Annotated in this window: 24 protein-coding genes; 14 read left to right on the forward strand and 10 right to left on the reverse strand. The window is 45.5% G+C overall.

Features of this window, described 5'->3' with window-relative positions; all coding sequences use genetic code 11:
• Nucleotides 1-91 precede the first annotated feature (91 nt).
• A complete protein-coding gene (gene fghA, locus AB4133_RS08855) occupies nt 92-931 on the forward strand; it encodes an S-formylglutathione hydrolase (RefSeq protein WP_017061633.1) in 840 nt (279 codons plus the stop codon).
• 76 nt (nt 932-1,007) lie between these two features.
• Here the strand turns inward: fghA and AB4133_RS08860 are convergent, their stop codons facing one another.
• Nucleotides 1,008-2,090 carry a pyridoxal phosphate-dependent aminotransferase gene (locus AB4133_RS08860; RefSeq protein WP_017061632.1) on the reverse strand — a complete coding sequence of 361 codons (1,083 nt, stop codon included), beginning with the start codon at nt 2,088-2,090 and terminating at the stop codon, nt 1,008-1,010.
• Between the two features lie 306 nt (nt 2,091-2,396).
• Between AB4133_RS08860 and AB4133_RS08865 the strand changes: the two genes are divergently transcribed.
• Together AB4133_RS08865 and AB4133_RS08870 are read left to right on the forward strand one after the other, a co-directional pair.
• Nucleotides 2,397-2,798: a hypothetical protein gene (locus tag AB4133_RS08865; RefSeq protein ID WP_017061631.1), complete on the forward strand. Its 402-nt coding sequence runs from the start codon at nt 2,397-2,399 to the stop codon at nt 2,796-2,798.
• A 224-nt stretch (nt 2,799-3,022) separates the two neighbouring features.
• Nucleotides 3,023-3,760, forward strand: coding sequence for an NUDIX domain-containing protein (locus AB4133_RS08870; RefSeq protein WP_017061630.1), 738 nt, complete (start codon nt 3,023-3,025; stop codon nt 3,758-3,760).
• A gap of 127 nt (nt 3,761-3,887) precedes the next feature.
• Here AB4133_RS08870 and AB4133_RS08875 read toward each other — a convergent pair whose 3' ends face one another.
• The gene (locus AB4133_RS08875; RefSeq protein WP_137002175.1) at nt 3,888-5,408 is read right to left on the reverse strand and encodes an aldehyde dehydrogenase family protein; all 1,521 of its coding nucleotides are present in this window, start codon (nt 5,406-5,408) and stop codon (nt 3,888-3,890) included.
• Nucleotides 5,409-5,735: 327 nt separating this feature from the next.
• On the opposite strand from AB4133_RS08875, the gene AB4133_RS08880 reads away from it, so the two are divergent.
• Nucleotides 5,736-7,526 (forward strand): sigma-54-dependent Fis family transcriptional regulator, encoded by a 1,791-nt coding sequence (locus AB4133_RS08880; RefSeq protein ID WP_017067474.1) that lies wholly within the window; start codon nt 5,736-5,738, stop codon nt 7,524-7,526.
• 15 nt (nt 7,527-7,541) lie between these two features.
• On the opposite strand, the gene AB4133_RS08885 is transcribed toward AB4133_RS08880, so the two are convergent.
• Nucleotides 7,542-8,393, reverse strand: coding sequence for a LysR family transcriptional regulator (locus AB4133_RS08885; protein WP_372224240.1), 852 nt, complete (start codon nt 8,391-8,393; stop codon nt 7,542-7,544).
• Nucleotides 8,394-8,491: 98 nt separating this feature from the next.
• Between AB4133_RS08885 and AB4133_RS08890 the strand changes: the two genes are divergently transcribed.
• Entirely contained in the window at nt 8,492-9,139 is a 648-nt protein-coding gene (locus AB4133_RS08890) for a glutathione S-transferase family protein (protein WP_372224241.1), read from the forward strand.
• A 143-nt stretch (nt 9,140-9,282) separates the two neighbouring features.
• Nucleotides 9,283-10,725 (forward strand): N-acylglucosamine 2-epimerase, encoded by a 1,443-nt coding sequence (locus AB4133_RS08895; protein WP_372224242.1) that lies wholly within the window; start codon nt 9,283-9,285, stop codon nt 10,723-10,725.
• A 142-nt stretch (nt 10,726-10,867) separates the two neighbouring features.
• Here AB4133_RS08895 and AB4133_RS08900 read toward each other — a convergent pair whose 3' ends face one another.
• From AB4133_RS08900 to AB4133_RS08910, 3 genes are all read right to left on the reverse strand, one after another.
• Nucleotides 10,868-12,313, reverse strand: a complete 1,446-nt coding sequence (locus tag AB4133_RS08900) for a sucrose-6-phosphate hydrolase (RefSeq protein WP_372224243.1) — start codon at nt 12,311-12,313, stop codon at nt 10,868-10,870.
• Entirely contained in the window at nt 12,310-13,269 is a 960-nt protein-coding gene (locus AB4133_RS08905; RefSeq protein ID WP_017061624.1) for an aminoimidazole riboside kinase, read from the reverse strand. Before AB4133_RS08905 ends, AB4133_RS08900 begins: the two co-directional genes overlap by 4 nt.
• A 195-nt stretch (nt 13,270-13,464) precedes the next feature.
• The gene (locus AB4133_RS08910; RefSeq protein WP_017064972.1) at nt 13,465-14,904 is read right to left on the reverse strand and encodes a sucrose-specific PTS transporter subunit IIBC; all 1,440 of its coding nucleotides are present in this window, start codon (nt 14,902-14,904) and stop codon (nt 13,465-13,467) included.
• A 234-nt stretch (nt 14,905-15,138) separates the two neighbouring features.
• Here AB4133_RS08910 and AB4133_RS08915 point away from each other — a divergent pair, with 234 nt between their 5' ends.
• A complete protein-coding gene (locus AB4133_RS08915) occupies nt 15,139-16,125 on the forward strand; it encodes a LacI family DNA-binding transcriptional regulator (protein WP_017064973.1) in 987 nt (328 codons plus the stop codon).
• A 134-nt stretch (nt 16,126-16,259) separates the two neighbouring features.
• Here the strand turns inward: AB4133_RS08915 and AB4133_RS08920 are convergent, their stop codons facing one another.
• The 3 genes from AB4133_RS08920 to AB4133_RS08930 all read right to left on the reverse strand — a co-directional run bounded on the left by AB4133_RS08920 (nt 16,260) and on the right by AB4133_RS08930 (nt 19,981).
• Nucleotides 16,260-17,633: a carbohydrate porin gene (locus tag AB4133_RS08920; RefSeq protein ID WP_102320859.1), complete on the reverse strand. Its 1,374-nt coding sequence runs from the start codon at nt 17,631-17,633 to the stop codon at nt 16,260-16,262.
• Nucleotides 17,634-18,102: 469 nt separating this feature from the next.
• Nucleotides 18,103-18,510 carry a hypothetical protein gene (locus AB4133_RS08925; protein ID WP_017061620.1) on the reverse strand — a complete coding sequence of 136 codons (408 nt, stop codon included), beginning with the start codon at nt 18,508-18,510 and terminating at the stop codon, nt 18,103-18,105.
• Between the two features lie 139 nt (nt 18,511-18,649).
• Complete coding sequence (locus AB4133_RS08930) at nt 18,650-19,981, reverse strand: ferric reductase-like transmembrane domain-containing protein (RefSeq protein ID WP_017061619.1); 1,332 nt, start codon at nt 19,979-19,981, stop codon at nt 18,650-18,652.
• Nucleotides 19,982-20,214: 233 nt separating this feature from the next.
• On the opposite strand from AB4133_RS08930, the gene AB4133_RS08935 reads away from it, so the two are divergent.
• The 5 genes from AB4133_RS08935 (at nt 20,215) to AB4133_RS08955 (ending at nt 22,871) form a co-directional block, all read left to right on the forward strand.
• The gene (locus AB4133_RS08935) at nt 20,215-20,904 is read left to right on the forward strand and encodes a flavin reductase family protein (RefSeq protein ID WP_372224244.1); all 690 of its coding nucleotides are present in this window, start codon (nt 20,215-20,217) and stop codon (nt 20,902-20,904) included.
• A gap of 120 nt (nt 20,905-21,024) precedes the next feature.
• Nucleotides 21,025-21,816 (forward strand): CLCA_X family protein, encoded by a 792-nt coding sequence (locus AB4133_RS08940; RefSeq protein ID WP_017061617.1) that lies wholly within the window; start codon nt 21,025-21,027, stop codon nt 21,814-21,816.
• 186 nt (nt 21,817-22,002) lie between these two features.
• Nucleotides 22,003-22,260 carry a type II toxin-antitoxin system Phd/YefM family antitoxin gene (locus AB4133_RS08945; RefSeq protein ID WP_017061616.1) on the forward strand — a complete coding sequence of 86 codons (258 nt, stop codon included), beginning with the start codon at nt 22,003-22,005 and terminating at the stop codon, nt 22,258-22,260.
• A complete protein-coding gene (locus AB4133_RS08950; protein ID WP_017061615.1) occupies nt 22,250-22,516 on the forward strand; it encodes a Txe/YoeB family addiction module toxin in 267 nt (88 codons plus the stop codon). The genes AB4133_RS08945 and AB4133_RS08950 overlap by 11 nt, the downstream gene beginning before the upstream one ends.
• A 31-nt stretch (nt 22,517-22,547) precedes the next feature.
• Nucleotides 22,548-22,871 (forward strand): DUF4144 domain-containing protein, encoded by a 324-nt coding sequence (locus AB4133_RS08955; protein ID WP_108194370.1) that lies wholly within the window; start codon nt 22,548-22,550, stop codon nt 22,869-22,871.
• A gap of 107 nt (nt 22,872-22,978) precedes the next feature.
• Here the strand turns inward: AB4133_RS08955 and AB4133_RS08960 are convergent, their stop codons facing one another.
• Nucleotides 22,979-24,307 (reverse strand): anaerobic C4-dicarboxylate transporter, encoded by a 1,329-nt coding sequence (locus tag AB4133_RS08960; RefSeq protein ID WP_010432780.1) that lies wholly within the window; start codon nt 24,305-24,307, stop codon nt 22,979-22,981.
• A gap of 411 nt (nt 24,308-24,718) precedes the next feature.
• On the opposite strand from AB4133_RS08960, the gene AB4133_RS08965 reads away from it, so the two are divergent.
• Nucleotides 24,719-25,378, forward strand: coding sequence for an HAD family phosphatase (locus AB4133_RS08965; RefSeq protein WP_136974166.1), 660 nt, complete (start codon nt 24,719-24,721; stop codon nt 25,376-25,378).
• 196 nt (nt 25,379-25,574) lie between these two features.
• Nucleotides 25,575-26,201 (forward strand): HD domain-containing protein, encoded by a 627-nt coding sequence (locus tag AB4133_RS08970; RefSeq protein WP_372224245.1) that lies wholly within the window; start codon nt 25,575-25,577, stop codon nt 26,199-26,201.
• Nucleotides 26,202-26,246: the final 45 nt, after the last annotated feature.

Raw genomic sequence — 26,246 nt, forward strand, 5'->3', positions numbered from 1 at the left:
GTCTTCACCTCCTCCTGCCCGGTGGGTGGTGAAACTTTATGTAATATAGACAAATTTAACCCCAAACCATCAACCTAACGGAGCACAATAGATGACAATCGAAAACATTAGCCAAGCAAAGGTTGCTGGTGGTTGGCACAAACAATACACCCACTTTTCTGCAACGCTTGACTGCAACATGCGTTTTGCGATTTTCTTGCCACCTAACGCAAGCAAAGAAAACCCAGTTCCTGTTTTGTATTGGTTGTCAGGCTTAACCTGTACCGATGAAAACTTCATGCAAAAAGCCGGCGCTTTCAAAGCCGCGGCTGAGCAAGGCATCGCGATTGTTGCACCAGACACTAGCCCACGTGGCGAAGGTGTTGCCGACGATGAAAATTACGATCTCGGCCAAGGTGCAGGCTTCTATGTGAATGCCACTCAAGCGCCATGGGACAGCCATTACCACATGTACGATTACGTGGTAACAGAGCTCCCTGCATTAATTGAGTCGTTCTTCCCTGTTACATCCGTAAAATCGATTTCTGGTCACAGCATGGGCGGACATGGTGCCCTAACGATTGGCATTAAAAACGAAGATAGCTACCGTTCTATCTCTGCATTCAGCCCAATCACCAACCCAATGCAATGCCCTTGGGGACAAAAAGCCTTCAACCAATACCTAGGCTTGGATATTGAAGAGTGGAAACACTACGATGCCTCTGAGCTTCTAAAAACCAAAGGCACTAAACTGCCAATGTTGGTCGACCAAGGTGAAGCCGATAACTTCCTGATTGAACAGCTTAAACCTGAGCAATTAGTCGAAGCCGCTAAGGTAACCAATGCCGATTTAGATCTACGTATGCAGCCTGGTTACGACCACAGCTACTACTTCATCTCTAGCTTTATTGATGAACACATTGAGTTCCACGCTGCTTACTTAAACAAGTAGCCAGATGAATTTAGCCCGCACTTTGTAAACGCAAGGTGCGGGCTTTTTATGCCTACTGATTTTATAACGGTTGCTTTTATAACTGCTTAATACGCTGCTTTAACGCTTCTAAATCTATATCATTGCCAACAATTCGTAATCGAACATACTCTTCAGTCATCGCGTCGCACGTAATAGCAAAATCGACACCCGAACATGTCTTAATACCGATACTCTCAAATAGCTTTGAAAGGTGAGTTCCTCTCTTTTTCAACAACATAATGGGCGTCGATATTGACGTGCCAACCACCTCAATATTGTTCTCAGACAACAAGCCGATCATTTGCTGCTTAAAGTATTCAGTTTTGCTGCGGTTCATTTCTAAGAAGTGTTTTGCATTGGGTAAGGTCGCCGATGCGATTTTTATTGAGGGGTAAGTCGGCGTAAACACACTCACCGCAGCTTCGATTGCAGAAGTCAGGTTTTCACTGCTGGCTAAGTAACCGAGTCGAATCCCAGCGAGCCCTAAACCTTTAGAAAAGGTTCGTAAAACTATTAAGTTGTCCAAGACTAAGGTCTGATCGAGCATAGACTGCTCAGGGGTCAGGTATTCACCATATGCCTCGTCGACAATCAAAATAGCGCCAGAACGCTCACATACTCTCGCTATCTCGACCAGATAAGCTCTGTCGTAGATTCGACCCGTTGGGTTGTTGGGATTATCGATATACACCAAGGCAGGATTTTGACTGCTTATTTTTGATGCCAACACACCGAACAGATCCGACTCGTTTTGATAATCAAACATGTTGATGGACTGGTACTTCCCGCCCACCAAAGTGAACTCTGATACTGCTTCAACAAACTGAGGGCCAATGCCTATCATGGTGCGATTGTTGTGATCGATAAGTTTATTGAAGATAAGTTCTAGCGCCCCAAGAGAGCCCGTGGTGTACGTAATACGACAATCTTCAATCCCAATAAACTGGCGAGTCAGATAAGTCAGCTCCGAAAGCTCCCTGTGGCAATAGTACTTATCAATACCGTAGATAATATCTTTGATCACATGTTCAGGAATTTCTGGTGCGCCAAATGGATTGGAGCCAAGTGAACAATCGATACGAAATGAGTGATCGACATAAGAATGGTATTCGCCACTTAACCGTGGATTTAAATGCATAAGAAAACGCTCAAAAAATATTCATGCGCTATTCTTATCGTACTGAATTTTATCTATATAGGTCATTTCGCGACAGTTCTTCGCCTTGTTTCGAGAGACTGGTTAAAAACCAAGATTGGTTCAAATAACGAATTCTCTTAAGCCATAATCAAGAGTTAAGCACTCGTGTTTACATTTCGAGTTAACCGAACCGCTTTCTTTGCGCTAGATTAAGCTGAGATAAGATAGGGTAATAACAGAGCTTGCATCTTTACTCTCCCTAGTTACCATAGCCCCATTAACATCCCCCATATTTTGAAGGTTGCTATGAAAGCAATTAAGACTCTTTTCTTCCTGATGGTTTTATTGAGCGGTCTGTTTACCGCTTGGCTGTTTATTCCAATTCCAGCGACCATGGACAAGCAAACGCTCGACGTTCCATTAACGGAACCATTCAAGCTTGTTGCGTATCGCAGCAACCCGAATGATGCGAGCAAGCCGCTGACTTACCACTACTATGTGATTTCAGATGTGGTTGGTGTAGACGACATGGACCCATTCCTGATTACCACGGACCAGTTCGTGAAGCTTGGCGAATTCGACGAGAACACATTCAACCTTACGGTTAACGGCAAGATTGATAGCTACACCAACGATTTGTGGATCAAGAAATCTGATGGCAAGCTTCAACACTGGTACGTGAGTATTAACGCGAACTATATTCGTTAAAATCGAACTGCAATAAACCTCATTTTAAAACTGCGCTTTGGCTTCCAAGCGCAGTTTTTGTTTCTAGCAACACCCTCCACTTATCCCGACCCGTTCGACATAAACTGCATTGCCTACTTTTGATTCACTGCTGCCCTTGCTCTCAAGGTGTTATAAGCTCTTTAGATACGATAAGCTCAGACCATGCTCGACGCCCAATAAATCAAAATAATAAAGGATCACCCGTGGAATTTACGCTCGACAAATTTAACGGCATCATCATTGACCCAGCAACAGCCCCTCACGATGTTGACTCATTCAATGCCGAACTCAGCGAGATCACCGAATTTTCAAAGCAGAATAACAAAGGCATCATTTGGATTAGCTTACCTATTTCACTCTCGCACCTTATTCCGGTGGCGACTGAGCTTGGCTTTGTGTTTCACAACTGCTTAGAAGACGAGATTACGCTGATCCACAAATCCGAGATTGTAGAGTTTGTGCCTTTCATTCCGACCCACACCTTGGGTGCTGGTGCGTTAATCACTAACGAACACAATCAAGTTCTGATGATCAAAGAGCACGGCATGACGGGTTACAAATTACCGGGCGGTCATATTGAGTTGGGTGAAGGCATTGAAGAATCCGTGGTTCGTGAAACCTTGGAAGAAACCGGTATCGAGGCAACGTTCGTTTCTGTGGTTGGCATGGCGACAAGACACCCGTATCAATTCGGTAAATCAAACCTCTACTTTATTTGTCACCTTATCGCTCAAACTCAAGAAATTGCGATTCAAGACACTGATGAAATTGCAGAAGCTAAATGGATAGATGTTGAAGAATATATTAACAACCCCGACAGCTACCCGTTTAACCGCCAATTGGTCGGCTCTTTGATAGGCAAACAAGGATTAGAACTTACCCAACTAGAAGGCAACTATGGCCCGAACCATAAGCCAGAGATCTTCTTTTCGAAAAACTAAAGCGATTCAAACATAAAAACGCCAAGCTCATAAGAACTTGGCGTTTTGCTTTTCATTTTACTTATATTGTTTAAGCCATCTCGTTGCTAGTGACTTCCTAATTAGACTGTTCTAGAACCTATCTATTTTAGAAAAAGCCTAACGGATTAGTATCGTAGCTAATTAATAGGTTCTTAGTGTTTTGGTAGTGATCGAGCATCATCTTATGTGTCTCACGGCCGATGCCGGATTTCTTATAACCACCAAACGCGGCATGTGCTGGATAAGCGTGGTAGCAGTTCACCCAAATACGTCCAGCTTCAATGTTGCGACCCATGCGATACGCGAGGTTTGCATCACGCGTCCATACACCTGCACCCAAGCCATATTCGGTATCGTTGGCAATCTCTAGCGCTTCAGCTTCGTCTTTAAACGTCGTCACCGCGATAACAGGGCCGAAGATCTCTTCTTGGAATACACGCATCTTGTTGTGCCCTTCCAGCATGGTTGGCTGGATGTAATAACCATTACCGAGATCATCAGATTGCTGCGCAACTTCGCCACCTGTCAGCACTTTAGCGCCTTCTTGGCGACCGATTTCTAGGTAGCTCAGAATCTTATCGAACTGCTCTTTTGAAGCTTGTGCGCCAACCTGAGTATCAGTATCTAGCGGGTTACCTTGTTTAATAGTTTGAGCACGCTCGACCACCTTGGCGATGAACTTGTCGTACACCGATTCATGGATCAGCACACGTGATGGACAGGTACACACTTCACCTTGGTTGAAGAACGCCAGCAACATGCCTTCGACACACTTATCAAGGTATTCGTCTTCATGGTTAAAGATGTCTGGGAAATAGATATTTGGAGACTTACCGCCAAGCTCAACCGTTGATGGAATCAAGCTTTCAGCCGCACATTTCAAGATGTGGTGACCGACTTCTGTCGAACCGGTAAAGGCCAATTTCGCTAAACGATCGCTGGTTGCTAACGCTTGACCCGCTTCGTTACCAAAACCATTGACGATGTTGACTACGCCTGCAGGTAGAAGATCAGCGATCTTCTCCATCATCACTAAGATCGATGTCGGTGTTTGCTCCGCTGGCTTCATCACAACACAGCAACCCGCAGCCAGTGCTGGCGCCAATTTCCAAGCCGCCATTAAAATCGGGAAGTTCCAAGGAATGATCTGCCCCACCACACCGATGGGTTCTGGGAAGTGGTAGCTCGCGGTGTTTGAATCTAGCTCGGCTGCGCTGCCTTCTTGCGCCCGAATACAGCCTGCAAAGTAACGGAAGTGGTCAACAACTAACGGGATGTCTGCCGCTAGAGTTTCACGCACAGGCTTGCCGTTTTCCCACGTCTCCGCCACCGCGATTTCTTCTAGGTGCGCTTCAATGCGATCGGAAATTTTAAGTAGGATATTGGAACGTTCTGTCACACTGGTCGCAGCCCAACTAGCACGAGCCGCATGCGCCGCATCGAGTGCCAAGCTAATGTCTGCCTCTGTTGAACGTGCCACTTGGCAATACACCTGACCATTCACTGGGGAAGTGTTATCAAAATACTCGCCGCTGACAGGCTTCACCCACTCGCCACCGATAAAGTTATCGTATTGAGCTTTAAAGTTCACCACTGCGTTGTCACTACCCGGCTGTGCGTAAATCATAGTTAGATCCTTCTTCGATTTGATATTCGTTATTGAGCTAGAGCTGTCTTATTTTTGTGGCGGCTCCCCTTGAGAAAAGAACTCATGGCGAGACGCCCATGTTTATGCTTTCTGTTTAAAACACTGATACTTCGTGTTTTCTTCACAACAGTAACAACGCAAATCACACGCCAGAACTTCAAAACTTGTTGTTAATAAATTGTAAAACTATGATTACCAAACGTTTACAACCCAAAGTGAGTTGGCATTGAACGGACGTATGGAAACCACTCCAGTGTTCAACTGTTCCAAATTGGTACACCCTCACTGTTACGACATGGAACAGTCATGCACCTTCAACAAGCAAACACCTCAGATTGGCTTTCGTCCTCTTGGCACCGCAGCACAGAAGCGGGTCTAAAACAGAGACGACTTCCTGAAGACATTCGCCTACCACAATCGATTCTTAAGCAGCGACGTCATCAATCGGCTGACTTGATCCACATCGTCGAACGCAATGCGCTGCCTTTGTTTAATCAGATGTTTGCTCGTACCGACAGTCGTTTGATTCTGACCGATATTGAAGGGGTGATTCTGGCGAGTTGGGGACAGGAGCGGTTTAAGGAGAAGCTGACATCAATTGCACTCAGCTCAGGAGCGTGTTGGCAGGAACAACTTAAGGGCACCAACGCGATTGGCACCGCGATTGTTGAAGCTAAACCCGTGACCATCATTGGTGAGCAGCACTTCATCCACCAGCATCGATTTATCAGCTGTTCAGCAAGCCCTGTGTTTGATCACCAAGGGAACATGGTTGGCGTATTGGACATTACCAGTGAGCAGCAACAGCACGACAGTTCGGTGCAGCTACTGGTTCAAAATATGGTTCAGCTTGTTGAAAACCAGCTACTGAGCCACATCCCACAAGGCACCACTCGCATCGACCTCGCATGTGAGAAATCGTTATTACACAGTGGTTGGCAAGGGATTGTAATAGCCAATGAAGCTGGGGAGGTGGTGGCACACAATCAGGTCGCCTCTCAACTATTGGATCAAACCTCGATCGTCGGTGAGAGTATCGATACCCTGTTCAACCGAACCTCATTAGACACGCCTTTTGTATTTGAGAAACAACACCTCAAACAACCAACCACCAAACGCACGCGCTCCATTTCAGCATCGTGTGATTTGCACCATGGCGAGCAACAAATCGAACACGCTTGGCAGCAAGCCAACAAGGTAATCGATAAAGGGATCAGTTTGTTGATCTTAGGAGAAACAGGAGTTGGCAAAGGCGAGTTTGTTAAAGCGCTGCACAAGCAAAGCCAGCGTAAGTCTTCGCCCTTGGTAGCGGTAAATTGTGGCGCGCTGCCTAAAGACCTTATCGAATCTGAACTGTTTGGTTACGCGCCGGGCGCCTTTACGGGAGCAAGCCACAAGGGCTTCCAAGGTAAGATCCGTCAAGCAGATAAAGGGATTCTATTTCTAGATGAGATCGCCGACATGCCTTTAGAAGCTCAGTGCCGACTACTGCATGTTCTGCAAGACAAATCCGTGGTGCCAGTTGGTTCTAATCAAAGCTATCAAGTCGATTGTCAGATCATCGCTGCAACTCACAAAAACCTCGAGCAGTTAGTCGCAACAGGTGAGTTTAGGCAAGACCTGTATTACAGACTCAATGGCTTAGCCTTCACCTTGCCAAGCCTACAACACCGACAAGACAAGCACGCTTTAATCGAGCACATTCATCGTAAATACGCCGAAGACGAACAGACAATCTGCCCGCACTTGATGAGCTTACTGTGCGCCTATTCTTGGCCGGGTAATATCCGCGAATTAGACAACTTACTTAAGGTTGCTGCTCTATTAGCAAGTGATGAACCCCAACTCACACTCGAGCATGTGCCCAGCCACCTTGCTCAACATCTCACGTCATTAGCACACGATAATCAGCATCAACTCACGCCTCCTAATACCACCAAAGGTACAGCTAATAACGATTTAAGAAGTACCGTTGAAGAAACCTTGCTGCAAACCTATCAAGCCAACCAAGGCAACATAAGTAAGACTTCGAGAATACTCGGTATCAGCCGCAATACCATTTATCGAAAATTGAAAAGCTTGGGAATCCTCCAATAGGAAGATGAACCTAAGCTACTCAGAACCCAGCTCCACAAGTTGATTGAGCACTTCTTTATCCAATACCGGGTGATGCTTACTCGCTAGGATCAGCACAATATCGACCGAAGGCAGTGGCGGCATATCATCAAGTATTTTCAAATCCGGAGTCACGCTGAGCTTACCCATTGCACCAATGGCTAAACCCGCTTTGACGATGGCACGTTGTGCAGAAGCGGTATTACTGCACGCCAATAACTGATAAGGCGTACCTTGCTTAGTTAAACCATTCACTGCTGCAGCGTGATATTTACAATCGGTCTGAAACAAGGCTAATGGAACAGGCTTGGAACCATCAAACGCATAATCAGGGCTACTAATCCAAACACCCACATCATGTGTAAGCCAATAACCCTCTTCGCTGTCGGGCGCTCGGGTGACAATCGCCGCATCGAGTCTGCCATCATCCAACCACTCTCTGAGCGTAATGCTAGGTAGGCTAAATATTTGAATGGAACAGGTAGGTTCTGCTTGTTGTAACAGGCGAATCACTTTCGGCAGAATGGTGTCATTGTAGTCTTCAGGGCAGCCGAGTCGCAGAGGTTGTTTGTCTTCGTAACGCTTTACTTGCTTAAGTGCGGTATTGTGAAGGGCGACCAACTGTTCGGCATGAGATCGCAGCGCTAAGCCAGCTTCAGTCAGTATTAAATTACGTCCTTCTTTCTGGAAAAGAGTGACGTTAAGTTCTTCTTCCAACTTACGCATCTGAGCACTGAATGCCGATTGGGTGCGATTTATCTGTTTCGCTGCACGAGTGAAACTACTGGTTTCTACAAACGCGAGAAAGCCTCGCAAAGCATCAATATCCATATTGAAATCACCACCCATCGTTTTTGTTAATGTATTGCATCAAAATTATCCGTTAGTGCGCCGCAATACAATCCCCTAATCTCAAATGCATGCCCACCAAACGCAAGGAAGCAACGATGCAGCTTTATATTGGAAACCAGAACTACTCAACTTGGTCACTGCGCGCATGGCTAATATTCGACAACTACAACCTGAATGCAGAAGTCATCAAGCTCAAGCTGTTCACCTCTGATTTTTACGACACTCTGGCGAAAGTGACGCCAACGGCCAAGGTTCCAACCCTAGTTGATGGTAATGTTGCGGTGTGGGATTCATTGGCGATTCTCGAATACGTTAACGATGCCTATTTGGACGGTGCAGCGTGGTCTAGCTCAGTGAAAGAACGCGCCCATGCCCGAGCAATTTCCGCCGAGATGCACTCTGGGTTCTTTGCCGTCAGAAATGAAATGCCGATGAACTGCCGCGCACAACGAAAGCTCACACTGAGTGAAGACGCACTGAAAGACATCGCTCGTATTGATGCAATATGGTCTGCACAAATGGAACAATACCCAGAGGGATGGTTATTTGGTGAATGGTCGATTGCCGATGCGATGTTTGCACCCGTCGCATTGCGCGTAGAAACCTATGGAATACAACTTTCCGAAAAGGCATCGCAGTATCAACAACGTGTGCTTAACAGTCCATCAATACAAAAATGGCTGGCAGAGGCAAGCTTAGAAACCGATGTGGTTGAAGAAGATGAGGCGGGCAAACCAGTATAAAATACAAGACACCCTTCCAAAGCTCACTAGTCTGTGAGCTTTTATCTAAACCTTATTAATTTGGTCGATTGTGATCGCCTAATCACAATGTGCAGATGTGATTGTTTATATTCAAAGAAATTCAAATAGTTAATATAAACATCATGTTACGAGCAACGATCGCATTACTCAGTATTACTAGCTTCGCCGTATCTGCCAACGCCCATCTTCCTTCTGGAGAAGAGTGGCTCAACCATGCGACTGAAGGGCTTGCACCTTATTGGTTAATGCCTAGCGCTCAAGGAGAACCGGTAGGAAACTTCCCTACTTTCCGCTGTGATGACGGTACCTTGCTCGATGTTTCTGATGTGTGCCATGAACTAAACAAAGGCTGGATCACGCCACACTTTGGCAAAGAGTTTACGCGGATGAAGTCACGTCAAACTTATGCCTATGGCGTGCTCTACCACCTTAGTGGCGATAAGCAGGCATTAGCGCTTGCCAAGCAAGGAGCCTACTACATCATTGATCAGCTAGAAGATAAGCAAAACGGCGGCTTTATCGGCTACACAAAAGAGGGAAAAGTAGGCCAGAATTGGCAGCAGCGTACTTCTCAAGATCAAGCGTATGCATTAGTTGGCCTTGCCATGTACTACTACCTGACCCAAGACAAAAAGGTAGAAGAAGCACTCATCGCACAACAAGCTTTTATCTTTGATAAATATCGACTTAGCGACAACAGCGGTCTTGCTTGGGTACTTGCGGATGGTGAAGATGGCAAAGCCACACAGCGTGAACTGGTCGCGCAACTTGATCAGATTAACGGTTACATGCTGTTAGTCGCTCCCCTGCTAAAAGAGCCCACCAAGACAAGATGGCTTGATGATCTAAGTTGGCTGACACAAACCATGGTCGAGCACTACCATTCTGAAGATGAACAACGCTTCTACGGTGCAATTCACGATAAAGCAGCGATGATGCCGAATGCTAATCACAATGATTTTGGGCACACCATCAAAGCGTATTGGATGACTTACCTTACAGGCCAAACATTGAATAACTCTGAATGGTCGGAGTTTGGTTTAGACGGTATGAAATACACTTTGGATCAGGCGCAATATCAGAAAGAGTTCGTGAGTGTATCCCAATATTATGGCGAAGAACTTCAGAAAGCCTGGAAAGGACAAGAGATAACTGGCTGGCAAAGCAGACCAAACACAAATTGGGCTTCATCATGGGAATGGGCGGAGCTTGATCAAGCAGCAATGACGGTTTCACTTGTCGATGATTCAATGAAAGACGTACTGCAATACACCCTACCGACCTTTCATGATGTATGGGTCGACCACAAATACGGCGGTGTCGGGCTTGAGCCAAAACGCACCAAAGCTTTCCATTGGGGCAACGGTTATCACCAGTTTGAACATGCGCTGATTGGCTATCTATACGCACAGCAAGTTGACGCGAAGCCAGCAGTATTGCATTACGCAAGGCCGACCAACAGCGAGATGCCAATGGAACCGTATTACTATCAAGGCGATGTGGTGGAGCTATTGAATAAAGATGACGGAACGCAGAAGGTCAGTTTCAATAACATTCGACCTTAGCGTTGGTTGTTTGTTCTAAATGGACTTGAGATTCAGGGCTACGGGGAATGGACAAGGTCAAAGAGTTAGCACAATAGTGATGTCGCAGACCAAACAAAAGCCGCTGTTGATCAGCGGCTTTCTTGATGGAGATAAGCGGAGGTTAGTTGTCCAACCCTTTAATTGGGTTCATCGAGTGATAAACGGTGTTCACGTCACCAGTCATCGACAATGAACTCAAGTCATCAATGAAGAAACGGCTGGTCATTGTGTGCTTACCGCCATTGATAAAGATTTCGATCACTGACTTATCAACATAAACCTCGATGGTTTGCTTGGTGCTCAACCTCGGTGCTTTTCTCACTGAGCCAAACTCTTCCGCGTAGAGCTGAGACATCTTACTGCGATCAAGCATGAACTCCTTTTCTGTAGCACTGAACACGATGTTATCACCCGCAACGTTAGCAAGTGTAAACTCAAACTCGTCAGTATCAGTTTCGAGCTCAACCATGAAGCTGGTTGTATCCAATTCAAGAGCATTTTCAACCACCACAGCTTCACCCTGTAGCGCTTTCAATTCAGGTAAAGCAGACTGAACAAGATAGCCATCTTGGATTTGAAGTTCGCGTGGTAACGACAACATGCCCGCCCACTGATACTCATTAGATGGTGTATTAATCTCAGGCAGACCAATCCAAGCAATCAGAATACGGCGGCCTGTATCATCTAAATAAGTCTGTGGTGCATAGAAATCGAAGCCATAATCTGGCTGCGCAATATCTTGGTGGTTTTCCAGTTCTACCGAATCGAGATTTAGGCGGTCACCGACGATATAAGCCACCGAGTAGATATTTTTGAAATCGTATGGATTTTCGCTAGACACACCTTGTGGAGAAAACAGCATCACCGACTGATTCTCTATTTCAAAGAAATCTGGGCATTCCCACATATAGCCAAGGTTGTTGTAACGAGTTTGAATTGGACCTTTGTGCTGCCAATTCATCAGGTCTCGGCTGCAATATAGCGCCATAGAGCCAGTATTTTGAGGCGTTTGAGCACCCACAACCATCAGATAATCGCCGCCCTGTTTCCACACTTTTGGGTCGCGGAAATGTTCGGTGTAGTGATCGTTTTCGATAACCACGCCGTGCTTTTCTATTTTGCCGTCAGCAGTCATCTTGGCAAAACATTGAGTTGGCACTCGCAACCAATTTCCATCGCGCTTGTTACCTGTAAAAAACAACAATGCATTGTCGTTTTCAACCAATGCACCACCAGAGTAAACACCGTGAGAGTCGTAATCTTGGTCTGGGTGCAAGCCAATGCCGTGGTCTTCGAAATGAACGAAGTCTTTGGTAGAAAGGTGGTACCAGTACTTCATACCATGGACGGGGCCAACTGGCGTCCATTGGTAAAATAGGTGGTGTTCACCATTAAAGAAACACAGACCATTCGGATCATTAAGCAGACCAAACTTAGGCGCAATATGGTAGCTTGGATAGCCAGAGTCTTGTTTGCGAAGCTCTACCATCGCATCAATACTCTCTAGAGAAATATCTTCTATACGGCGATATCTTTGCTCTACTGTCCAGTTCGAGTTCAAACTCATACACTCTCCTCTACGGCATTCGTATTTGAAGAGTCTTTTTGAATAAACTGAGTAAGAGCTTCTTGCGTTGGAAGTGCGGTCATTGCGCCTTTTTGCGTGGTCGCCAGTGCACCACACCCATTCGCCCACTGAATTGCAGAATCGACGACTTGTTGATTGTTCCACTCATCATCTTGAGAAAGCTTTGCAAGCAAACCGCCAACAAAAGCATCGCCTGCACCCGTGGTATCCACTGGCGTCACTGAGCGACCTGAAATCAACACACCTTGGTTTTCAAATACTCGCCAAACGCCTTTCGCGCCCTGCGTAACCAGAACAAGCGTGTTGTTAAGATCTGCAATGTTAGCCAAACCTTGTTCCATCGAAGTTGAATCGGTTAAGAAATCCAGTTCTTCTTCTGAGAATTTAACCACATCAGCCAATTCAACCGCTTTCATGACCACAGACTTAATTTCAGATGGGTTTTGCCACACTTCATCACGAAGGTTTGGATCGAAGCTGATGTAACCGCCCGCGGCTTTCATACGTCGGATCGCTTCGAAGGTACTGCTTCGGCTTGGTTCATTAGCCAAAGAGATCGAGCAGACGTGTAGCCACTCGTTTTTCTTAAATTCGGGAATGTCTTCAACAGACATAAACTGGTCGGCACTTGGCTTAACCATAAACGTAAAGCTACGCTCGCCTTGGTCATCAAGATCGACCACCACGGTTGACGTGCGTTGTTCAGGGTCCTTCACCAAACGCTCGGTATTCACACCTTCCTTTTGCAGAGTCACTTCCATAAAAGTGCCAAACGGATCGTTACCCACTCGGCCAAAAAATGCGCTTTTGCCTAAAAGGCGAGAAATCGCTACCGCGACATTAGCAGGCGCACCGCCCGGACATTTCAATAATGTCGCGTCAGTCTCCGGAATGAGGTCGACGACGGCGTCTCCAGTTACCCAAACTTGATTCATCTTTCTTACCTTAAAACTGAAAATCATGACAACCGAAAGCGATGGCAATCGAAAGCAGTAGCAACCAAAAGCAAGGTGACACTTCACGCTGTCATGTAAAAATATAAAAAGGCTAGCTAAGCCAAATCACCTAGCTAGCACCCCAAAGCTTAGGAAATGAAGTGAAAAGGGGGGCTTCACTTCTAGGGAGAAACGTTAAGCTGTTGCTTTAATGTTTTGCTTGCTGCGCTCGCGCAGACCTAAAACAACGGTCAGAGCAAAGGCAGTCACGAACGCGATAATCATACCTACCACGTAGTAGCCAATCTTTTCTGGTGATATTGAGATGATGCCAGGAATACCCGCCGCACCCAGTGCTTGTGCTTTCACATTGAACATCGTGATAAACGCGCTTGAAATCGCAGCGGCACAAACCGCAGCAATGAATGGATAGCGAAGCTTCAAGTTCACACCGAACATTGCAGGTTCAGTAATACCAAGCAAGCCAGTCACACCAGAAGGAATCGCGATACCTTTCATTTTCTTATCTTTACTCATGAAACCAACCGCCAGTGCCGCTGCACCTTGTGACACGTTAGACATCGCCGCGATAGGGAAGATGAACGTACCGCCAGTCGTTGCGATATCCGCAAGCAGCTGAGTTTCAATAGCAATAAAGCTATGGTGCATACCAGTAATAACAAACGGCGCATAAATCAAACCAAACACCGCACCGCCAATGAAGCCAGCACTGTTGTATAACCAATTTAGGCCGTCACCAAGCAGGAAGCCGATATCACGAGTAAATGGACCAACAATCGTGAATGTTAACAAACCAGTTATGAAAATCGCCAATAGCGGCGTTAGCAAGTTATCCAGAACCGAAGGAATAACTTTACGCAGCCCAAGCTCAACTTTCGCTAGAATAAACGCAGAAACAAGAACGGGTAGTACTGAACCTTGATAGCCTACTTTCTCGATTTCGAAACCTAAAATGTTCCAAACCGGAATGCTGCCCGACACTGATGCGCCACCGAAGCCCCAGCCGTTAAGCAAGTCTGGGTGAACCATCAACATACCTAAAGCCGCGCCAAGGTATGGGTTACCACCAAACTTCTTACTCGCTGAAAATGCTAATAAAATAGGTAAGTACACAAAAGGAGCATTAGCAAATGTATTGATCATGTTTGCTAAGTCGGTCAAACCCGGATTAGCGTCGATTAAAGATTTGCCATCAATGAATAAGCCTTGAGCCGTCAATAGGTTGTAGATACCCATCAACAAACCACCAGCAACAATCGCCGGAATGATTGGTACAAAAATATCAGACAGGCCTTTCACCGCGCGTTGCAGGATATTTTGGTTGTCAGCACCTGCAGACGCCACATCGTTGGTCGACATTTCCGTCATTTCAGTCAGCTTAGCCAACTCAGCATAAACTTGGTTTACGATGCCTGAGCCAAAGATGATCTGATATTGACCTGCCACTTTAAACTGGCCCTTAACCCCTTCTAGGTTATCAATCGCCTGTTCATCAATTTTATCTTGGTCTGCAACCGCAAGACGCAGACGAGTCGCGCAGTGTGCGAGTGCGGTGATATTACTTTTACCACCTAATAGAGAAAGCAGCTCTTTTGCTATTTTTGGATAATTCATTACATACCCCATTGGATTATCATTTGAGCTTTTGAATTTTCGGGAACGTTTGCAAAACAAATTTTTGCCTAGAAATAACAAATGATCAAAGATAACTGCTCAATAGTGTGAGAATGATCTTCAAATTATCTCCCTAGGATAAGAAGACAGGGTTAAAATCCCCTAATAACAGGTAAATTTGATGCTCTGTTTGCAAACAATCCCAAAACTAAAATTACAATTGGATAATGAATAATGGCTAGTCTTCATGATGTCGCTCGTCTCGCTGGAGTTTCCAAGTCGACGGTTTCAAGAGTAATCAATGATGAGTATGGCGTAAAAGACGCGACCAAGGTGAAGGTGCGTAAAGCGGTTGAAGAGTGTGGCTATCTCCCAAACCAAGTCGCTAAAGACTTAAAGTCCCAAAAAACCAACCTGGTTGGCGTGATTGTTCCTAGGGTTTCTTCCCATGCCACCTCTCAGGGTGTCGATGGTTTAACCGCCGTATTAGAGCAAGCGGGCAAGCATGTATTATTAGCGAGCACACACCAAACACACAATAAAGAACTTGAATATATTCAGATATTTAACCAGAGGCGTGTTGAAGGTATCATCCTGTACGCGACCCACCTCGACAACCAATTAGTCAAAGCGATTCAAAGCTCTGCCGTACCCGTGGTATTGGTTGGTCAAGACGGGTCAATGTTTAACATCCCAAGCATTGTGCACGACGACACTCGCGTAGGGTTTGAAGCGGGTAATCGCCTCATAGCGAAAGCTTGTAAGCATATGGGATTCATCGGTGTGCAAGGTGATGATATTGCGGTTGATAAGATGAGATCGGAAGGCTTCGCTCAATCGCTTCAATTTAACGACCTCACACTGCAATTTCACGCCCGTGGCGACTTCACCATAGAATCAGGTTACCAACTGGCGAAGCAGTATCTCAAGGAGCACACCAAGCTCGACGGCCTATTCTGCGCCACTGACCGTATCGCAATCGGTGCGATCAGAGCCATTCAGGAAGCAGGGCTCGTTCCAGGAAAGGATATATTGGTGCTCGGTGTAGGTGACGATGAGCTCGCTTCAGTATGCACACCAACGCTGTCTACGTTTAACTATGCGTTTGATAAAGCGGGAGAAAATGGAGCCAAGCTGCTACTCGACCGTATTGAGAAAAAAGGCTTTGAAATGAGCAAGATGGTGTTGACCTTCACCACTATTGACCGAGAGTCTTGCTAGCGATTTATTTCAGAGATCAGGTTATCCCAAGATAAAAAATGCCAACCTTCGAGTTGAAACGATAAGGTTGGCATTTGCTGATGCGACTATCACATCATGAGTAACACTCTCTATCTAAACGATATATCAAGCAATTAGAACCAAGTTTCCATCTGCAGTGCAAACAGAACCTCGCCGCCCTCTCCCATCGTTGCAGCATCTGCTTCAGTGCTGATCGAGTAACCATTTAGGTCTTCACTCCAATCCACATAGCTCACAGCGAAACGCAGTTCTGGTCGGTCAAAGAAACCAGTGCTAGTTGAAAGCTTGAGTGTTGGTGCAACTGTCGCTTTGTAGAAACCGCCGCTCGCTTGCTCTGTCGAGTTGTCTAAATCCATGTATTGCAATGAACCTTCGTAAACCATCTCAAAGTTCTCTGTGAACTCTTGAGCTAATCGAACGTTTAAAGAAGCCCATGTGAACTCGTCATTCTTCTTCAAACGGTCTTGGCTATGCTCTGCCATTAATGCAGGTGCTAAGCGCCAGTTGTCGCCAATGCGAGTGACACCGTAGCTAAACAGGCGAACGGCTTTCGCGTCATCCAGTAGATCACCATTTGAACCGATGCCTTTTAGCTCTGCACCTAGGCCACTACCCACTAACATACCCGTTTTAGAGAAGCCTTCGCTCAGACCAAAGAAGTTGTCTCCATGGTACGCAAACATTGCGTGTACACCGCTTTCAGCTGCGCCATTTAGGCGGCTATCGTTGTCTGCTGAGGTCATACCGCTCAACATCACTTGCCATTGGCCAATACGGTTATTCATGGTTGCAATGTAGTTTTCTACATCTGTTGACGAGCTATCAATCTCACCAAAATCTCGGCCATAAATAGAGAAATTCGCTTTCCAGTTGTCGCTCATCTGAACGTCATAAACGCCCGCACCAGTACCTGATAAGAAGACAATATCCGAATCGAAAAAGTGAATATCAAAGTTGTCGCGATCGAATCGTTTACCCGCCCAAAACGTTGCTTCAGAAAACGCTTCAGATTCAGAGAACATGCTCAGACGGTTCAGTTCTGAATACACTTGTCGCACATTCAACTGGCTTTCGCTGGCAGTCCACTCGTTATTTGTCTCAGTACTGTCGGCCAACATGATGCGAAACAAAGCACTAGAGCCATCGTCTGCAAATCGCTTATGAATCAAGTTCGCTTCAACGTAATGATCATCTTCAACACCAAGACGTCCAATTGGAGCTCCAATGGCACCCGCCGCTGTCATGTAAGGACCAGTACCTGTCGCGCCGTTTAGGTCGTCGTTGATCAATAACCCAGAGCGAGCATAGCCGTGAAACTCAAACGAAGAAGCCTTTTCATTGGCCTCGGTAGAGACCTGCTCTGTTTGTGCAACCCTTTGTTCTAATTCATTAATACGTTGCTCTAATGCTGCAACGTCTTCACTTGCTAATACCGATGTAGTCATTAGCCCCATTGTTACAGCAACCGCTAAAATGTGTCGTTTCATTCTGATGTTCTCACGTTAATTGTTTTGGATTATCTGCAAACGTTCCCAAAATAATTCGTAAGCACATTTCGGCTTATACTTTTGATGTATAAGCTCTATATCGAAGAAGAAATAGAAATCAGTCGTGTTGATTACTTCACTTTTGTATCTGAGTGGATGATAGATCGATAATTTCGGGAACGTTACCGAAAATGCATAATTCTGATAACTTTGTCACAAGTGAAATTGATTAATGGGCGAAAAATAGTGTATCGCGCACATTAGCTATCTCAGAAAAATAGAGAGAAAATCCAGTACGAGAATTAGGAAAGGCGCTAAAAAATGCAACAGGTTGGCTATAAAAATTAAAGCCTGAGAAGCGATTTTTCAGGCTTTAGAAAGGCGTTCATTGATAACAATAGGTCGTTTTTGAAAAGTGTATGACATTAACTAACGTGACAGTTTATAGAAGAGTAAAGTGTTTAAAAGACTACTTTCTCTTACCCTGCTCCACCAGCTTTTCGTTCCATGCCGTATTGCCGTCACGCTTAGTCACGTCATACTCTGAACAGAACTGAGATATGGTCATATTGTTATCGCCAGTGGCAAGCTTGAGAGCCAACTGAACTTGTTGAAGCTTGCTTTGCAGTCGCAAGATTTGACCAGCATTTGGGCTTTTCTCTTTGGCGTATTTTAAAGCCGCATGCTTACGTTCTGCCGCGCCCGCTCGGCGATCTGCTTCTGATAACAGATACTTGAGTTGAGCAACACTCTTGCCTTTCTTGAAGGCAGGATCAAGCAACTCAACGCATTCATCAAACGATGGATCGATAACGTATGGGTCAACTTTATGAGCTTGTTGGCGCATCCATTCGAGTGCGAGTTTTTCATCTGACATAATTACATCTTTACCAAAGAAACAGCCCTATATGGTATCGCTCAATAGCAAACCGCTGCAATAACAAATTGAGTGACTTTACGCCTTTTTACACTGTGCCGATTGACTAATTTAACAATCACAGCTCCAATAGTTGGCTTTAACGCATCACAAACAGCTCTTCGTGGTAGTGCTTTTCAATATCAAATTGATAGGTGTCTAATTCTTTTTTCAGTGATGTAGAGAACAACTCCGGCCCGCAGAAATACATCTCGTACTCGTTGAGGTCGCCACATTGATTGACAATTCTTCCGGCGTTTAGCCGCGGTGAGTGCAAGGTATCTATCACGGTCAACTTCACACCAACCGCGTGTGCTAGGTGCCACAACTCATCGATTAATTGCTTATCAACACCGCGAGTACAATAAAACAGTTGAATACGAGGATGATCTCGTTCTGTTTTGAGCGCTTCAAGTGTTGCAAAAAACGACGCTATCCCGACACCACCAGCAATCCAAATTTGTGGCTTGCTTAGGTCAAAATAAAGTCGACCATAGGGTCCTTCAACCGTAACCGCATCGCCCGCTTTCACTCGTTCATATAGGCCATTAGTAAAATCACCCAGCTCTTTGATCAAAAAGCGCAGCTCTGGATCATCACTGCCAGAAACAATGGTAAACGGATGCGGGTCTTCATTACCGAAACGCAAGTACGCAAACTGCCCAGCTTTGTGACCTTGCCAAGATGCCTCCGGTTTTAACACCAGCTCCATCACTTCAGCTTGTGGAAAATAGCGAGTCGAGATAATCTTCGCTGAGTGACGATTACGACGCCCAACCAAGCCCAACAAACTGTAAATCGCTGCGATAGACCCAGCCAAAGCAAATGCCACAGTTAGATAATAAATAGGTTCTCCCCAATACGCTCGTTTAAGCAGGATTACTGAGTGGAAAGCGATAAACAGGTACGCAACCGACATCAGACGGTGCGACAATTTAAACGGTTTGTACTTCACTGCCGCCCATAGTGACGCCACCAGTAAAATGAGCAACAAGTAGAAGCCCCACTCGCCAATACTCTGAGCAATACCGCGTAATTCATTGACCCATAACTCCCATCCAGTCAAAACAGCTTGCGGCCCTGAACCATCGTGTCGAACAGGCTTATCTAACACACCAGACACCACCAATGACTTAGGTATTTGGTACCACAACCAGTGTGTCACACCCAGTGCAACACCACCGATACCGAGCCATTTATGGACTCGATATGCTTTATCCATACCTTTCAGCCAATTCTCAACCATAGGCAAACGCATCGCCAAGATCATTGTGATGGACATTAACACCAGAGACAAAATACCTGAGTACTGAATCATGGCTGAGCGCCATTCAAAGACATCGCTTGAAGCGAATAATTGCGGTTCCATCGCAAACCAAAAGGCTGACATTGTGGCAATCATTGCCCAAATGATATTGCGGACTGTTTTCATTTGTTAACACTCATAAAGACGACATCATTACTTTAGCTCCTGTGATGTAAAGGGACGTCAACGTACGTAAATCTATGCAAAGGATCTCGTTTATTGTGCTGTAGCAGAGATAAAAGAGACAAACTGCCCACGGCCAATAAGCGCTCTTTGATCGATAAAAGCGGATTCTTCGTACATATAAGTCCGTTAGTGAGCATGCTCGAAGATAACAATAAATGAGAAGAAGAGAAGATATGAAGGACATGACCCTTTCTAAACAAGATATCCAAACAATGGACCCGCGCCACCGCATTCGTTTGGTTAACTCCCTATCTGGATTTAAAAGCGCCAACCTAATTGGTACTTGTGATAAACAGGGGCTTGAAAACCTTGCGATAGTGAGCTCTGTCATTCACCTAGGGTCTGATCCCGCGCTGCTTGGTTTTATTGTTCGCCCAGATAAAAGCCGACGTCATACGCTAGAAAACATCCTAGAAACTAAGTACTTCACCGTTAACAGCATTGGTGCTGACTTTGTTAAAAAGGCCCATCAAACCTCGGCTCGCTACCCTAAACCAGTCTCAGAATTCAACGCGGTCGGCTTAACGGCCTATTATGACGACACATTCCCCGCTCCCTTCGTCTTGGAGAGCAGTTTAAAGATAGGGTTAGCGTTCAAAGAACAGATAACAATCGAAAGCAATCAAACGCAAATGTTGATCGGTGAAGTTATAACGATTCACGCACCCAAACGCGCCGTGATGCCGGATGGCTACCTTGATTTAGAAGCGTTGGATTTGGTCACGGTATCAGGGCTTGATAGCTACCACGTAACTCAAAGACTGCACCGATTAAGCTATGCAAAACCACAACAGCCACTCTTTCCACTCACTCATGAAGGTAACCCAACTTCATGGGAAGCTTTCGAACTCAATCTAAACTAATTTTGTTCGGCAATTTGCTATCAAAAGTGCTAACGTCCTTTAATTCCAAGAGATGCATCTCACACAGGCGCATCTCACTGAGCACACTATTCATTCTTACGTCTGTTTCCAAGGACCCTTTTGAAGTTAACTCACTTTAAATACAAAACGCGCGAAGGCCCAGACTACCGACATGGCGATCAGGTGTCATTCATGGACATCAAACAAACCTTCGGTATGGGCAGCATTCGTGTGGGTGCTTGGGTGACGAAAGAAGAAAAAGAGTTGGCCGCAAATCTGATATTCGATTCGCTAGCCGACTTGGCTTACATCTTGGCTTTGCCACCAGAAGCGATTGGCCTTCGCGGCACATTAGGCTTAGCGTTCGGCAGTGGCGGCAGAAAAGGCGTACAAGCACACTATGCCCCGAACCAACGAGAATTAGCCCTCGCGAAGAATGCCGGAGCTGGCGCGCTCGCTCACGAGTTTTGGCATGCATTTGACCACTATATCGCTGAGAAAGCGTTTGAAATCGGCGATACCTCTGGCCCTCGCAAGCAGATCCTGTTCGCCAGCGACTGTTGGTTGCACGATAGAACGGTGCGACCTCATCCATTAAACGAAAGTTTGATGTCTCTGTTTGATGCCACACTGCTTAGCGACAATAACTTGGACAAACACGATTATGTGGCTCGCAGTGTGATTGCCGACAAAGCGATGTCTGCCCGTTACTTCTCACTACCCACAGAGATGATGGCGCGCGCTTTTGAATCCGTGATTGAATCGTGTTCCGATATCAAGAACGCTTATCTAGTGGATGGCACAACCAAGCCTGATATGTACCCCGTGTATCCTGATATGGCGCACCGAGAACAGATATACCAAGCCCTGCAAGGTTACTTCGCACCATTAGGCCGATCTTTGAGTAAATAGCATTTTGAGTCAGTAACTCTCTGCATATTTACAATGAATGACATGTACCATAAGTTGATCATGTGTAAGCTCTGATATAATATGTACAACAAGCGGAACATGTAGAATAGTTAATTCATGAATGATTAACTATTCTGTGTATATAGAAAGATTAAACATATCCAAAAACAACAGGGTAAATAAGTGATGAATATTGTTTCTTTTACTGAGGCCAGAAATAGCCTTAAGTCTGTGCTCGATAGAGTGGTAGACGATTCTGATGTTACGGTAATAACCAGACGAGATTCAGAAGATGCAGTGGTCATGTCTCTTGATCATTTTAATTCAATGCAAGAAACCTTGTACCTAATGAGCTCGCCTAAAAACGCTGAAAGATTGGCTGAATCTATTGCTCAACTCGAAGCCGGAAATACAACCGTTCGAGAATTGAATAATGACGAATGATCGAAAGATTGTATTTACAGATAATGCTTGGGAAGATTACCTATACTGGCAAACCCAAGACAAGAAAACGCTCAAGAAACTAAATAAGTTGATTGAAGCCGCCAAAAGAACGCCCTTTGAAGGGATTGGAAAGCCGGAGCCACTAGTCGGCAACCTGTCTAGCTTTTGGTCAAGACGAATCGATGACAAGAATCGATTAGTGTATAAAGCAGATGACGATAACTTTTATATAATTGCTTGTCGTCACCACTATTAAAAGCAGTAAGCAGCACATAGAAAGGGCAGTAATGATCAGTTGGCCATCTTTGGTAAAACTCGACGGTGATGATGAGCTTATTTACGTCGCGTCAGAACAAGATTTCCAGGTGGAATGCTCAGATATGATCTTGGGCGAAGATGATTACCTCATCGATTCAGTTGGCGACAGCTACTCGCTACAATCAAACTCAAACCAACTGGGTTTAGCTAAACGAGCTGAGCAGTATTCGGTTGAAAGCGTGACTAAACTGATTCGAAACCACGAGTTTCAAAAAGCTGAAGTGTGCCTGATGAAGATCCACTTCCTAACGATTGAAGAAGCAATTCAGTCGCTGGCTTTTGAGCCACGTTAATAGCTCTCCTGAAAGCTAATAAACGAAACCTGTTAAAACAAAACAGCGCCAATTTAGGCGCTGTTTTTCGTTGTTGTCTTGGCTATTTCAAAAAAAGAGTTAATACATTAAGCGATAAAAATCTGAGCCAGTGCATAACCTAAGCAACATGCGCCGACCACACCAATTAAACCAACCGACATGAATGAGTGGTTGAAGTACCACTTACCAATCTTGGTAGTGCCAGACACATCGAAGTTAACTGTTGCGATGTCTGATGGGTAGTTCGGGATGAAGAAGTAGCCGTAAACCGCTGGCATCAAGCCGATAAGCAGTGCTGGATCTAATCCTAAGCCAAGGCCAACCGGTAGCATCATACGTGCAGTTGCTGCTTGAGAGTTCACCACAACCGATACGATGAATAGCGCTAGTGCGAACGTCCATGGGTAGTTAGTCACCATTTCCACGATGCCAGACTTGAACTGAGGCATTGCGTATTGGAAGTAGGTATCCGACATCCAAGCGATACCGAAGATCGCAATCGCCGCCACCATTCCCGATTTGAATACCACACCGTTTGGCACATCTCGCGGGTCAGTTTTAGTCGCCAGCAAAATGATACCGCCGAAGCAGAGCATCATCATTTGGATGATCACCGACATCTTGATTGGCTTGTCGCCGTCAACGATGGTTCTGATCTCAGGCACCATCGCCACGATAACAATCACCACAATCGACAATAGGAAAATCAAAACCGCATTACGAGCCGAGGTTGGCAGCACTTCATCCAAAGACGTCGCAGTAGTGCTTTCGATACGCTTTTTCCACTCAGGATCTTTTAGACGAGCTTGGTATTCAGGATCGTCGTTCAGTTCTTTGCCGCGTTTCAGGCTGTACAAAGAAAGCAAAAACGTACCAAACAGCGTTGCAGGAACCGTCACCATCAAAATGGAAAGCAGTGTAATAGAGTGTTGAATATCAGAAAGCTGCGCGAGGTAGTACACCACAGCGGCTGAAATTGGTGATGCGGTAATAGCTAGTTGAGACGCGACAGACGCAGCTGCCATTGGACGCTCAGGACGAATCCCGTTCTTCAGTGCGACATCGCCAATGATCGGCATGATAGAGTAAACCGCGTGGCCAGTACCCAATAGGAAAGTCATCGAGTAAGTCACGAACGGAGCTATCAGGGTAACGCGTTTCGGGTTCTTTCTTAGCACCCTTTCCGCCACTTGCAGCATGTATTTCAAGCCACCTGCCGCTTCGAGAATCGAAGCACAAGTAACAACGGCGAGGATGATCAGCATTACGGTGACAGGTGGAGAGGTTGGTGGCATCTTGAAGACAAACACCTCGATAACCAAACCAATACCCGAAACAACACCTAAGCCAATACCGCCATACCGAGATCCGATATAAAGGACGACTAATAAAAATAGAAACTCAAAATACAACATAAGCAACCCTGCTAAAAATGTGGACTAATGTTATTTTCTCCCTAAGCTCAGCCATTTACTTATTGCTTGGTCACACTATGATTGCAGGCTCCCGGTAATTGTTTTTTATAAGATTATGGTCACGTAAACCGACCTGTAAGTTTATGAAATGTAATAAGAAGCCAGACGCACAAGCTAGATTTGTTATGTGGAATAATCATAATTGTTTCTGTTAGATCTGGATGGCCTATAAAACACAAGGCTCATAACTGAACGATATTATTTCAACCACAATCAATCACATTTAAAGTCATGCAGAAGCATATTGCCGAGCCGATTGGATATATTCTTACTGAACGTTGACTCGCCTATCACTAGACACTATGTCAAAATACCCGCCCTCACGATGACAACACATAAAGAACCACGGATATGAATTTTCAAGCTGCTATTTTTGATATGGATGGGCTGCTGCTCGACACCGAGCGACTTTGTATGCAAGTTTTTGAAGAAGCATGTCATGCGCAAGGTGTTCCGTTTTTGCAGGATGTTTACCTAGGCATCATTGGTTGTAACGCAAAAACCATCGAACAGATTTTTCGAAATGGTTACGGTGAAGGGTTAGATTACCCAGCGCTGAATAATGAATGGCGCACCCGCTACAGTGCAATTGTTAAAAACCAAGCAATCCCGGTAAAAGATGGCGTGATTGAGTTACTTGAATGGCTAAAATCGAATGACATTCCAATCGCGGTAGCGACCTCCACTCAGCTTGATATCGCAAAGAAGAAGCTTGAGCTAGCTGGCCTAGATTCGTACTTCGCCTCATTAAGCACAGGCTGCGAAGTGACTCACGGCAAGCCTCACCCAGAGATTTACTTGCTGGCGGCTGAACGCCTAGGTGTTGCGCCTGAAACCTGCCTAGCGTTCGAAGATTCGAACAACGGAATTCGCGCTTCTATGGCAGCCAACATGATCAGCTTCCAGATCCCTGATTTAGTAGAGCCATGTGACGAAGTGAAAGCGCTTGGACACACCATCAGCCCTTCTCTGCATGATGTGCTAGCACAGCTTCAACAAGCTGCAGCTTAAGCTCTGACTGCCGTTGATAATGCTTTTATCAACGTAGACAAGCCCCTCTATTAAGCCGACTCACAGAGTCGGTTTTTTTGTTGGTATTCCTTTTATAAAAGATAAAAACTCGCGCTTGAAACTGTTAAAGTCGATGTGAAATAAATGCTAGGTGATCAACAAGATTGCTAACGTCTACATAGGGAGAAAGAGACGCGTGAAGGAAAAGTTTGAAGACCAACTGCTTGATTTTGCACAACGAGAAATGACACAAGATGCAGCACACGACATTAGCCACATTAAGCGCGTAGTCAAAACCGCTAAGGCTTTGTGTGCTCAAGAACAGGCTAAGCTTGAAGTCGTTTTACCCGCCGCTTATCTTCATGATTGCTTCACCTTTCCTAAGAACCACCCAGACAGAGCCCAAAGCTCGCAAATGGCAGCAGATAAGGCGATCTCTTTCCTCAAATCTATCGACTACCCCGCGTCCTATCTTGATGAGATCCATCATGCCATTGTCACGCACAGCTACAGTGCCAACATCACACCTGAAACCTTAGAAGCTCAGATCGTCCAAGATGCCGATCGCCTTGATTCGCTCGGAGCAATTGGCATCGCTCGCTGCTTGTATGTGGGTCAGAGCTTTAATGCCGAGCTGTATAACCACGAAGACCCGTTCGCTGAACATCGTGACTTAGATGACAAGCATTACAGCGTCGACCACTTCTACGTGAAGCTGTTTAAGCTCGCTGAAACCATGAATACAGAATCCGCTAAGTTAGAAGCCAACAAGCGCACCGACTACATGCGTGGCTTTCTCGCTCAATTGGCGACAGAAGCTTAAGCTCCTTTTCATATAGAAATTAGTCCCCATATCATAAAGAATCGC

This window comes from Vibrio sp. 10N.286.52.F8 (assembly GCF_041468745.1).
Taxonomy (GTDB): Bacteria; Pseudomonadota; Gammaproteobacteria; order Enterobacterales; family Vibrionaceae; genus Vibrio; species Vibrio crassostreae_C.